Source organism: Romboutsia sp. MSSM.1001216sp_RTP31141st1_G3_RTP31141_220114, from assembly GCF_039031195.1.
Taxonomy (GTDB): domain Bacteria; phylum Bacillota; class Clostridia; order Peptostreptococcales; family Peptostreptococcaceae; genus Romboutsia_C; species Romboutsia_C hominis.
On record NZ_JBCIUO010000004.1, the window covers coordinates 1 to 11409 of the forward strand.

The 11409-nt window shown below is 30.6% G+C and carries 11 protein-coding genes and 1 rRNA gene; 1 reads left to right on the top strand and 11 read right to left on the bottom strand.

The window, feature by feature from the left end:
* From ABCP60_RS08085 to ABCP60_RS08120, 8 genes are all read right to left on the bottom strand, one after another.
* Nucleotides 1–1092 (bottom strand): 16S ribosomal RNA (locus ABCP60_RS08085); the annotation flags it as partial.
* Between the two features lie 426 nt (nt 1093–1518).
* On the bottom strand, nt 1519–1800 hold the full coding sequence (locus ABCP60_RS08090) for a hypothetical protein (RefSeq protein ID WP_343101576.1): 282 nt from the start codon (nt 1798–1800) through the stop codon (nt 1519–1521).
* 128 nt (nt 1801–1928) lie between these two features.
* Complete coding sequence (locus ABCP60_RS08095; RefSeq protein ID WP_343101577.1) at nt 1929–2330, bottom strand: PTS sugar transporter subunit IIA; 402 nt, start codon at nt 2328–2330, stop codon at nt 1929–1931.
* A 9-nt stretch (nt 2331–2339) separates the two neighbouring features.
* Nucleotides 2340–3179 carry a PTS system mannose/fructose/sorbose family transporter subunit IID gene (locus ABCP60_RS08100; protein ID WP_092923030.1) on the bottom strand — a complete coding sequence of 280 codons (840 nt, stop codon included), beginning with the start codon at nt 3177–3179 and terminating at the stop codon, nt 2340–2342.
* Nucleotides 3169–3936: a PTS sugar transporter subunit IIC gene (locus ABCP60_RS08105; RefSeq protein ID WP_092923027.1), complete on the bottom strand. Its 768-nt coding sequence runs from the start codon at nt 3934–3936 to the stop codon at nt 3169–3171. Before ABCP60_RS08105 ends, ABCP60_RS08100 begins: the two co-directional genes overlap by 11 nt.
* A gap of 22 nt (nt 3937–3958) precedes the next feature.
* Nucleotides 3959–4435 (bottom strand): PTS galactosamine transporter subunit IIB, encoded by a 477-nt coding sequence (gene agaB, locus ABCP60_RS08110; RefSeq protein ID WP_092923024.1) that lies wholly within the window; start codon nt 4433–4435, stop codon nt 3959–3961.
* 259 nt (nt 4436–4694) lie between these two features.
* Complete coding sequence (locus tag ABCP60_RS08115; protein WP_092923285.1) at nt 4695–6512, bottom strand: ABC transporter ATP-binding protein; 1818 nt, start codon at nt 6510–6512, stop codon at nt 4695–4697.
* A gap of 22 nt (nt 6513–6534) precedes the next feature.
* A complete protein-coding gene (locus tag ABCP60_RS08120) occupies nt 6535–8757 on the bottom strand; it encodes an ABC transporter ATP-binding protein (RefSeq protein WP_343101578.1) in 2223 nt (740 codons plus the stop codon).
* Between the two features lie 316 nt (nt 8758–9073).
* On the opposite strand from ABCP60_RS08120, the gene ABCP60_RS08125 reads away from it, so the two are divergent.
* The gene (locus ABCP60_RS08125; protein WP_166504835.1) at nt 9074–9526 is read left to right on the top strand and encodes a MarR family transcriptional regulator; all 453 of its coding nucleotides are present in this window, start codon (nt 9074–9076) and stop codon (nt 9524–9526) included.
* A gap of 358 nt (nt 9527–9884) precedes the next feature.
* On the opposite strand, the gene ABCP60_RS08130 is transcribed toward ABCP60_RS08125, so the two are convergent.
* The 3 genes from ABCP60_RS08130 to ABCP60_RS08140 all read right to left on the bottom strand — a co-directional run bounded on the left by ABCP60_RS08130 (nt 9885) and on the right by ABCP60_RS08140 (nt 11345).
* Nucleotides 9885–10184, bottom strand: coding sequence for a PTS sugar transporter subunit IIBC (locus tag ABCP60_RS08130; protein ID WP_092923015.1), 300 nt, complete (start codon nt 10182–10184; stop codon nt 9885–9887).
* 214 nt (nt 10185–10398) lie between these two features.
* Nucleotides 10399–10770, bottom strand: a complete 372-nt coding sequence (locus ABCP60_RS08135; protein WP_092923012.1) for a VOC family protein — start codon at nt 10768–10770, stop codon at nt 10399–10401.
* Nucleotides 10771–11168: 398 nt separating this feature from the next.
* Entirely contained in the window at nt 11169–11345 is a 177-nt protein-coding gene (locus ABCP60_RS08140) for a hypothetical protein (protein WP_343101579.1), read from the bottom strand.
* Between the last annotated feature and the right edge of the window lie 64 nt (nt 11346–11409).

Here is an 11409-nt window from a genome sequence, read left to right on the forward strand (position 1 = left end):
TGGCAACTAAAGGCAAGGGTTGCGCTCGTTGCGGGACTTAACCCAACATCTCACGACACGAGCTGACGACAACCATGCACCACCTGTCACTTCTGTCCCCGAAGGGAAAGATGCGATTAGGCATCGGTCAAAAGGATGTCAAGCTTAGGTAAGGTTCTTCGCGTTGCTTCGAATTAAACCACATGCTCCGCTACTTGTGCGGGTCCCCGTCAATTCCTTTGAGTTTCACTCTTGCGAGCGTACTTCCCAGGCGGAGTACTTAATGCGTTAGCTGCGCCACCGAAGGGGGTAACCTCCGACAGCTAGTACTCATCGTTTACGGCGTGGACTACCAGGGTATCTAATCCTGTTTGCTCCCCACGCTTTCGTGCCTCAGCGTCAGTTACAGTCCAGAGAGCCGCCTTCGCAACTGGTATTCCTCCTAATATCTACGCATTTCACCGCTACACTAGGAATTCTACTCTCCTCTCCTGCACTCAAGTCTTACAGTTTCAAGAGCTTACTACGGTTGAGCCGTAGCCTTTCACTCCTGACTTGAAAGACCGCCTACGCACCCTTTACGCCCAGTAATTCCGGATAACGCTAGCCCCCTACGTATTACCGCGGCTGCTGGCACGTAGTTAGCCGGGGCTTCCTCCTCAAGTACCGTCATTATCTTCCTTGAGGACAGAGCTTTACGACCCGAAGGCCTTCATCGCTCACGCGGCGTTGCTGCATCAGGCTTTCGCCCATTGTGCAATATTCCCCACTGCTGCCTCCCGTAGGAGTTTGGACCGTGTCTCAGTTCCAATGTGGCCGATCACCCTCTCAGGTCGGCTACTGATCGTCGCCTTGGTAAGCCGTTACCTTACCAACTAGCTAATCAGACGCGGGTCCATCCTGTACCGCAAAAGCTTTGATAAGAAAGCCATGCGACTCTCTCATGTTATCTCGTATTAGCATACCTTTCGGTATGTTATCCGTGTGTACAGGGCAGGTTACCCACGCGTTACTCACCCGTCCGCCGCTCTTTACCGAAGTAAATCGCTCGACTTGCATGTGTTAGGCACGCCGCCAGCGTTCATCCTGAGCCAGGATCAAACTCTCAAAATAAATTTGAATTTATATCGCCAACAAACAAGTTTCGTATTCACTCAACTTATTCTGTTGCTCAAATATAAGTTTTCCTGCTCAGACTATCATTATCTGAATATCTGGCTTGGTTTGTTTTCGATTCTTTAAGAATCAGTTATATAAATTAACCTACTGTTTAATTTTCAAAGTTCATTTTAAGCGACTGTGTCGGCGCTTACTTTTTTGCTTTGCCCTTTTCTTAAGGACAAGTAATACTATATCACCATAATTTTATATCGTCAATACTTTTTATAAACTTTTTTATTTTTATATTTATTATTTAATATTAATATCAATAAATTACTTATATTCACTTAGTTTTAAATATATTGTACTAGTTAATTTTTTCTTATCTTTATTTTTATAATTAATTTTAACTAGTACAATATGTATATTATTTTTTATTTAATATAATTTTCTTCTGTTATCATATGATGTGTGCATATTACCTTCATAATCTAGTTTAGCTTTTATGTTTACTATACGTCTACCCTTATTATGATTTACAGAAATATCCTCATATCTAGCATCATCTGCATTACTTTTTAAATAATCTCTTAGAAATTCTTTACCTGATGTTGTGTCTGCGTTATCAAATACATTAAAGTATGAAGAATCTTTAACTTCTAAAGATATATCATATGTTCCATCTTCTCTTTTATATCTAGTTTCTCTTATATTGTCCATATTACTTCCTCCTGTAAGAAATAGCATAATTATATTTAATTTTTCCATAATATTATTTTTTATTATAAAAAGCTTAAATAAATTATAAAAAAAGAAGAATGCAATTTTGCATCCTCCTTTTTTATAATTTATATTCCATCTTCAGCCAACACAACTTTTCTTATTGGCGGCTTTATACTGTTTATTCCAGCTGTCTTTATAGCCTCACTATCAATCTCAAATCCTACAGACACCATCATAGTAGATTCAACTAGCATTGGCAGATTAGTTCCACAAAAAACTTCTATATTCGAATGTTCTAATGTTAATTCACTACTAACCTTAAAAGGAGTTCCTCCAGGTAAATCTGTAAATATATATACTTTATTATAAGTATCTTTAACTATGTTTCTTATTTCTTCTTTTAAATCATCTGATGATTTATTTTCTGTAAAATCAACAGTTTTTATAAAATCATATTTTCCTGCAATTAAATCCAAACTACTTTTAAGTCCACTTCCAAAATTCCCATGTCCTGTTATTATTATCATTTTATCCTCCTAGAGTATACCTAAGAATGCTCCTATTAATCCTATTACTACTAATACTAATATATTAACTAACGGAGAAACATTTTTCTTAACTAATCCATACATTCCAAATGTTAATCCAAGAGGTAATAAACATGGCATTATAGAATCTAGTATCTTTTGTAAGTCTATAGTTCCAGACATACTTAAGTATTCTGGAGTAACTATATTTATATTTACATATGATGCTATTAATGCTCCTACTACTATCATACCAAGTACTGTAGCTGATCTAGTAAATTCTTTAGCATTTTTAGTAAGCTTAGTTATACCTTCAACACCAACTTTATATGACCAATGCATAAGACCAAATCTCAATCCTAAATGTACTATATTAAATAACACAAAGAATATAATTGGTCCTAATATACTTCCTTGTAAAGAAAGATTCGCTCCTATACCTGCAGATATTGGTAATAATGTAAACCAGAATATTGCATCTCCTATACCACCTAAAGGTCCCATTGCTGCAACTCTTAGAGCACGTATAGTTTGAACATCTGCCTTTTTTTGTTCAAGAGATAATATTATCCCCATAACAAATGTTATTAAAAACGGATGGCAGTTGAAAAACTCCATATTATGTTTCATTGATGTTGATAAATCTTCTTTGTTTTTGTGTATTTTTTTAAGCCCTGGAAGTATAGAGTATAACCATCCTCCAGCTTGCATTCTTTCATAGTTAAATGATGCTTGTAAAAACATTGATCTCCAAGCCATTTGATTTAATGTTTTATTGTCAAGAGTTTCGCCTTCTGTTTTATCGATATACTCTCTTTGACTTTTTAATGCTTCTGTATTAGATGCCATCGCCTATACCTCCTCCTGTATTTTTAGTTTTCATACTTACATGGAAGTCATAAACTGCTGCAGCTATACCTACTATAGCTATAGCTAAAAGTGGTAATTTACCATATGCTACTAAAACAAATCCTAACATCATAAATAATGCATATTCTTTACTTAACATAACTTTAAGTAACATTGCAAATCCTAGTGCTGGCATCATCTTACCTGCTGCAGTTAGTCCATCCCAAACCCATTGTGGTAATACTTTTGTTAAAGTTTCTCCTATTGCCTGACCTGATAATAATCCAGCTAAAACTATCAATGCAAATGATACTGCTAATATTCCCATAGCCATATAATTGACTCTATCTATACCTTTTGGATTAGCCTCATCTGCTGCCTTATCACATAGCCCCATTAATGGAGACATTACTGTAAATAAAGCTGTTACTGCATATTGACCAAGTAATGCAAATGGTATTGCAAGAGGTAGTGCAGCTGAAGTATCTAATCCTGATTGAATAGCAAATACTGTAGCCATTATTCCACCTATAACTGCATTTGGAGGTTGTGCTCCTCCTACTGGCATTGCTCCTATCATCATAAGTTCATATGAACCACCAACTATAAGTCCTGTTTGTAAATCTCCCATTATAGCTCCTATTATAGGACCAATTACTATCGGTCTATAAAAGGACTCTAAGAAGTTAAATTGGTCTATTGCTGCTATCATTGTAACTATTAATATAAGACCAATTTGAATAAAACTTAATTCCATAAACTTACCCCCTTATTGAATTTTATTTAAATAGTTCATCTAGACTCTCAGCAGATTCACTTGGAACCCTTCTGATTTCTAGCTTCACACCAAGTTCTTGAAGACGTCTAAATGCTTTGACGTCATCATCATCTACGCATACAGCTTTAGATACTTGTCTTTTCCCTTCTGCCATATGCATATTTCCTATATTAACTTCTTTTATTGGTACTCCACCTTCTACTAATCTCACTACATCTTGTGGAGTTTCACATATTATTGCTATATGTTGAGCATCACTTGCTTTGTCTATTATATTTATAGTTTTTTCTATACTAAAATATCTAGTTTGCGCAAAGCTTGGTGCTGCCATATCCATAAGACCTTGTCTAAATTCATTAGCACATACCTCATCATTTGCAACTAATAATAAATTTGCTCCTACACTTGAAGACCACATTGTCGCTACTTGACCATGTATCAATCTGTTATCGATTCTTGTTAATACTATATTTGGCATAATCCCCCACTCCTTAAATTTTGATATTATTTGTTATGTTTTATAAAATTATATTACTTACTTTAATTGTAGTAACTTTTTCAATCTGTGTATTTGTAATTTTGTGTTTATGATTTGTACTTTTATATTCTAGATTCATATAAAAATATGTGTAATTATATATACGAAAACTCTTTTCTCTGTAATTTAAAATACAATATTTTAATAAAATAAAAAGCGATTCATAAGTTATTAAACTTAAGAATCGCTTTTTATTTTATTAACAGGCTTCTACTTCTTCAAACTGACTATTGTATAATTCAGAATAGAATCCGCCTTCTTTTAGTAATTCATCATGACTACCTTGTTCTACTATGTCCCCATCTTTCATTACTAATATTAAATCAGCATTTCTTATAGTAGATAATCTATGAGCTATTATAAAGCTTGTTCTACCTTCCATAAGATTTTCCATAGCTTGTTGTATTAATACTTCTGTACGAGTATCAACAGAGCTTGTTGCTTCATCTAATATTAATATTTTTGGGTCTGCAAGTATAGCTCTTGCTATTGTTAGTAATTGTTTTTGACCTTGAGATATATTGTTAGCCTCTTCATTTATTTCCATATTATATCCATCACTTAATGTCTTTATAAAGTGATCTGCATGCGCAAGTTTTGCTGCTTTTATAACCTCTTCATCACTCGCTTTAAGGTTTCCATAACGTATATTATCCATTATACTTCCATTAAATAACCAAGTATCTTGTAAAACCATACCAAATAGATTTCTTAAATCTCTTCTTGTAAATTCTTTTATATCGTGTCCATCTATTAATATCTTTCCACTATTTAACTCATAGAATCTCATAAGAAGTTTTACTATTGTAGTTTTACCTGCTCCTGTAGGACCTACTATCGCTACTTTTTGACCTGGTTTTATTTTTATTGAGAAATCATTTATTATTATTTTATCATCACTGTATCCAAAGTTTACATTTTCAAATTCAACTTCACCTTTAATATTTTCAGTTGATACAGGTGTTTTAGTTTCTTCCATTTCTTCATCTTCACTTAAGAATTCAAATACTCTTTCAGCAGCAGCTGCCGTTTGTTGCATTACATTGGCAATTTGAGCTGTTTGTGCTATTGGTTGCATAAATGATCTTACATATTGAATAAATGATAGTATATCCCCAACTTCTATTTTTTTCTTTATTGTAAGATATCCACCCATTATAGCTACCATTACATATCCTAAGTTTCCTATAAAAGTCATTATAGGCATCATCATTCCAGATAATGCTTGAGATTTCCAAGCAGAATTATATAATGTATTGTTTAGCTCATTAAATTCTTCAATAGCTTTTTCTTCACCATTAAATGCTTTCATTATATTGTGCCCACTATATATTTCCTCTATGTGACCATTAGTGTGACCTAAGTACTCTTGTTGATCTTTAAAGTGTTTTTGAGATTTTTTAACAACAATACTTATAAATACTAATGCTAAAGGTATTATTACTAAAGTTACTAAAGTCATACTTACACTTATTGATAACATCATCACTAGTACACCTATAAGTACTGTCGCTGCAGTTATCATCTGTGATAGTATTTGGTTTAAGTTTTGACTTATTGCATCTACATCGTTAGTAACTCTCGATAATACTTCTCCGTTTGTTGTTCCATCAAAGTATTTAAGAGGTAATTTGTTTATTTTTTCTGATATCTCTTTTCTTAAATTATAAGATACCTTTTGTGATATATCAGATGTAACAAATGTCTGAACAAATGAAAACAGTGCACTTATAACATATAATCCAACTAGCATAGCTAGTGTTTTTGATATGCTAGTAAAATCTATTCCGCTTCCGCTTCCACTTACTTTGCTTACTAATCCTTCAAATATTTCTGTTGTTGCATTACCTAATATTTTAGGTCCCACTATAGTAAATACCGCACTACCTATAGCAAATAATACAACAAATATTAATGACACTTTATATGGACTTAAACGATTAAGTAATTTTTTCATAGTCCCTTTAAAGTCTTTTGCTTTTTCTGAACCTGCCATCATAGAAGGTCCTCCACCCATTCTCATAGGTCTTTTGCTTTTCTTAACACTCATTGACTAACTCCTCCTTTGATAACTGAGATAGTGCAATTTGCTTATATACGTCACAGTTTTCTATTAGCTCTTGATGAGTTCCTTTACCTACCATCTTTCCTTCATCAAGCACTATTATTTGCTCTGCATTCATTATAGTACTGATTCTTTGAGCTACTATTAAAACTGTTGAATCTCCAGTTTGATTTTTAAGTTCTTTTCTAAGTTTTGCATCTGTTTTTAAATCTAAAGCTGAGAAACTATCATCAAATATAAATATCTTAGGCTTTTTAGCTAAAGCACGAGCGATAGAAAGTCTTTGCTTTTGACCTCCAGATACATTCGTACCACCTTGAGATATTTCAGTTTCGAATTTTTCTGGCTTAGTAGATATAAACTCCATTGCTTGAGCTGTTTGTGCTGCTCTTTCAACTTCTTCCTTACTTATATCTCTTGCACCATATTTTATATTACTATCTATTGTTCCAGAGAATAAAACTCCTTTTTGAGGTACATATCCTATTTTTTCTCTAAGATCATGTTGGCTTACTTCCTTTATATTAACTCCATTTACTAAAACTTCTCCCTCAGTAGCATCAAAGAAACGAGGTATAAGGTTTATTAGAGTTGATTTACCACTTCCTGTACTTCCTATAAATGCAGTTGTTTGACCTGGCTTAGCAACAAAACTTATATCACTTAATACATTATCTTCTGCATTAGGGTATTTAAATGATACGTTTTTAAATTCAACTTCTCCATCTTTTGAATCATCAAATATTTTAGTATTTTCAACATCTTTTATAGATAATTCTGTACCTAGTACTTCCATTATACGCTTAGCTGATACAGCTGCTCTTGGAAGTATTACTGATAACATTGATATCATTAAGAATGCCATTATTATTTGCATAGAGTATTGTATAAATGCCATCATATCCCCGACTTGCATCGCACCTGCATCTATTTGCTTAGCCCCAACCCATACTATTAGTACAGTTGTTATATTCATAATAAGCATCATAGTCGGCATCATCATAGTCATTATACGATTTACAAATGTATTTGTTTTTCTTAAAAGAGTATTTGTTTCATCAAATCTCTCTTCTTCTATTTTTTGAGTACTAAAAGCTCTTATAACTAACATTCCTGTTAATGATTCACGTGTTACTAAGTTTAATTTATCTATAAGCTTTTGAACCCTATTAAACTTCGGTATAGCTAAACTAAATAATACTGTAACAACTATTAATATTGCACCAATAGCAACTCCTATTATCCAAGACATAGAAGTATCTGTATCTAGCACTTTTAATACCCCACCTATACCTAGTATTGGAGCATAAAATACCATCTTTATAAACATCGCAGTAAATACTTGTATCTGTTGTATATCATTTGTACTACGAGTTATAAGTGATGCTGTAGAAAACTTGTTAAATTCTACATTAGAAAATCCTACAACTTTTCTAAATACATCTTTACGTATATTTCTTCCTACTCCTGCACCAACTCTACCAGCTATGTAAACCACTGATATTGTAGCTGCCATACCTACAAGAGCTATTACTATCATTATTGCTCCTGTTTTGAATATATAATTATTTTGTAACTTAGTTAAATCCATACCTATTTTTTCATACTCAGTTTTAACTGCATAAATAGCTGATTGAGTAAGCATGCTAGGATCTAAATCATCTATTTTTTCATCAATAGGCTTCATCATAGTGTCTAATTGAGCCTTTGGCATATTTTCTATCATAGGCCATATATCAGTACCCTTTGGTACATTTGGTATATCACCTTTATCACTAGCCATATTTATAGCTGCTACTCTCATCATAGAGTCAGACATTATCTTATTTAAGCTATCTATAACATCTTTATCTTTAGTATTTAATTGGTATAAAGGTTCATTCTTAAGTGCAGGATACTTCTCAACTTCTTTGTTATACTCCTTGTCACTTAAGTCTTCTTTGTCTATCAAGTTATAATATTTTTCAACCTTTTCTTTTTCAGTGTCGTTCATAAATATTTTTAACTTCTTAAATTCTGTTTCTCTTATAACAACTGGTACTGCATTTTCTATACCACTTTGTTGAATTCCTACGTTTACTATGTTTGAAGTATAATCAGGCAATGATAAATCACACATTGCTTGAACTACTAAAAGCATAACCGCCATAATAATTGACACAATAAACGGTTTTGAGTATTTAAAAATCTTAAACATAGCTTAAAATTCCCTCCATTTAATTTTAGTCTTTTTACACAATTTATAGTTTTTGATGTATAATAATATTAAACTACTTATACTAGTTAATAGTTATACTTTTTAACTATTATATTTTTTAAGTATATAGTATTTTTAAAAAAAGTCAATATTTTATATACTATTTTTATAACTAAAAATAGTATATAAAATATTGTAAAATTTATATATATTGTATTTCCCTACAGTCTGAAAATAAATTTAATGTTGTATATAGTATGAAATAATTTTTATGGGTAAAATTTGTGTTAAAATAAATTTTTATGGAGGTATTATTATGGCTGATGATAAATTAGAATCTATAGTTCAAAATTTTGTAAAGATAATGCCATTATTTCAAAAGAAAATAATTAGGAATGAATGTGGTTTTAGAAATGATACATTCAATCATTCTCACTTCCAAATAATGGAAGTTCTTAGACGTAAGGGTACTCAACCAATTTCTGAAGTTGCTAAAAAGCTGTTAATTTCAACACCAAATATGACAAAACTTCTTAATAAACTTATAAATGAAGGAATGGTTGAAAGAGCTCATGATACAAAAGATCGTAGAATAGTTAATATTAGCTTAACTGATAAAGGAGATCAATATTTAAAAGATAAGTTTAATCTTATGAAAGATACTTTAAAAAATAGGCTTTCAACTATTCCAGACGACCAACTTAATAAATTAAATACATCTCTTGAGAATTTAAAAGAGGTATTAATGGAAATAAGCTCAGACAATTAAGTCTGAGCTTTTATTTTAATCAAATATGTTTTTATCTGCTTCACTAATCTCTTTAGTGATAGTATTTTCTTTTTTTCTTAATTTCTCTGGAACATCTAGTGCTGTTGACTTACCAAAATAATATCCTAAAACCATACTAAAGACAGATATAAATTGTTATTGTGTTATGGTTCCACTAATACTTAGATAACAAAATACTAATGTAATCAACAACGCAATTACTTTTCTTACATTTCCAAATATATTAAATAATAGACTTTCTTTATTAAATATTTTCAATTATATCACCGCTTGCATTAATATATTCTCTTAATTTACATTTAATGATATAATACTTTAATTTCTATTACTTAACCTACTAATTTATTTCTTCCATTATCTCTTTAATTACTGATTTTGCATCATTTATAACATACTTAGGCTCTACTTCATAGTATTCACAATCTATAAATCTTTCTATCTTTTCTATATCTTCCACTTCAAAGCTTATTACAAATAATACTGCACATGCTTTTCTAATTTCAGCTTCACTTATTTCATTTTGTATTTTGCAATTTTCTTGTATTTCACAAACTACATTTATCCCTAATTCTTTTCCTGCTAACTTTATTGCTTCAGCACTTTGTAAATTTTCACATATAGCTACTATATTCTTCATATCTAATACCTCTCTATTTTATAATCTATCTTTATATTATTATATTTTATTATTCTCTGAGTCAATATTAATCTTATAAATAAACCGTCCTATATAAATCAATATAGTTTTTTATTTGATACAAGTACACTCTAATAAAAAAAGTATTGTTAGCTATATTAGCTACAATACTTTTTATATACTGTTTCAAATGTTATTTAACTAGTTAAACAAATTACATATTTTGAGGAAGTATTTCTATCCAGTAATTATCTGGATCTGCTATAAAATAAATTCCCATAGCTTCATTCTCAAAACATATACATCCCATATCCTTATGTAATTTGTGAGCTTTTTCAAAGTCATCTACTCTAAGAGCTAGATGGAATTCATTATCTCCTAAATTATACGGTCTATCCCAATCTCTTAACCAAGTTAATTCTAGCGTATAATCACTTTCTCCATCACCTAAATAAACTAATATGAAACTTCCGTCTTCAGCTTCTTTTCTTCTTACTTCTTTAAGACCTAATGCTTTTTCATAAAACTCAAGACTTTTCTCAAGATTTAATACATTAAAGTTATTGTGGCAAAATTTAAAATTCATAGATTCCCCTCCATATATCTTTTTATTTATTATAATTTATTTATTGATTTAAATAAATATATTAACCTAATTTTAATGTTACACTAGTATCTAAACATATGTAATTATTTAAAAAATATAATAATCTATCCACAAATTAACATAAATATAGTGGAAAATTTAACTAACAATTTTAGAAAAATTTCTTAAATATATAATTACTCCTTAACATTTTATGCTTATTCGTGTGTTATTAATAATATATTCTTATAATATTAAATTTACTTTGTATTTATATAACTTTTATTAAGCTAGTATCAATTCTAAGTCTCCTATATAATAATAAAAAAATTTGTATATAAACTAATTTAGCTTACTATAATGCTAACTATATTAAATTATTTTTGTGTATAGTTTTATTATATAACTAGCATTTTACCTAATTCATTATTAATCAACTTTAACTTTTCCATATCATCTATATTTTGACTCTCTACTATTTCCTTTATGTTTATTATTATTTTTTTACTTTCATTTTCTCTTTCACTTTTTAAATCTATTAGCCCCTCTATTATATTTTCTCTACTTAAAACCATTATATACCCCCTAAATTAATTGTTAGTACTATCTTTGACATTTCTTATGATATTTAATCAATCT

What these genes read in the sequence shown, in the direction of transcription:
- ABCP60_RS08125 (WP_166504835.1), top strand. Translation starts at nt 9,074, where the DNA reads ATGGCTGATGATAAATTAGAATCTATAGTTCAAAATTTTGTAAAGATA.
- ABCP60_RS08100 (WP_092923030.1), bottom strand. Translation starts at nt 3,179, where the DNA reads ATGGCATCTAATACAGAAGCATTAAAAAGTCAAAGAGAGTATATCGAT.
- ABCP60_RS08105 (WP_092923027.1), bottom strand. Translation starts at nt 3,936, where the DNA reads ATGGAATTAAGTTTTATTCAAATTGGTCTTATATTAATAGTTACAATG.
- ABCP60_RS08095 (WP_343101577.1), bottom strand. Translation starts at nt 2,330, where the DNA reads ATGATAATAATAACAGGACATGGGAATTTTGGAAGTGGACTTAAAAGT.
- ABCP60_RS08140 (WP_343101579.1), bottom strand. Translation starts at nt 11,345, where the DNA reads ATGGTTTTAAGTAGAGAAAATATAATAGAGGGGCTAATAGATTTAAAA.
- ABCP60_RS08135 (WP_092923012.1), bottom strand. Translation starts at nt 10,770, where the DNA reads ATGAATTTTAAATTTTGCCACAATAACTTTAATGTATTAAATCTTGAG.
- ABCP60_RS08090 (WP_343101576.1), bottom strand. Translation starts at nt 1,800, where the DNA reads ATGGACAATATAAGAGAAACTAGATATAAAAGAGAAGATGGAACATAT.
- ABCP60_RS08115 (WP_092923285.1), bottom strand. Translation starts at nt 6,512, where the DNA reads ATGGGTGGAGGACCTTCTATGATGGCAGGTTCAGAAAAAGCAAAAGAC.
- ABCP60_RS08130 (WP_092923015.1), bottom strand. Translation starts at nt 10,184, where the DNA reads ATGAAGAATATAGTAGCTATATGTGAAAATTTACAAAGTGCTGAAGCA.
- ABCP60_RS08120 (WP_343101578.1), bottom strand. Translation starts at nt 8,757, where the DNA reads ATGTTTAAGATTTTTAAATACTCAAAACCGTTTATTGTGTCAATTATT.
- agaB (WP_092923024.1), bottom strand. Translation starts at nt 4,435, where the DNA reads ATGCCAAATATAGTATTAACAAGAATCGATAACAGATTGATACATGGT.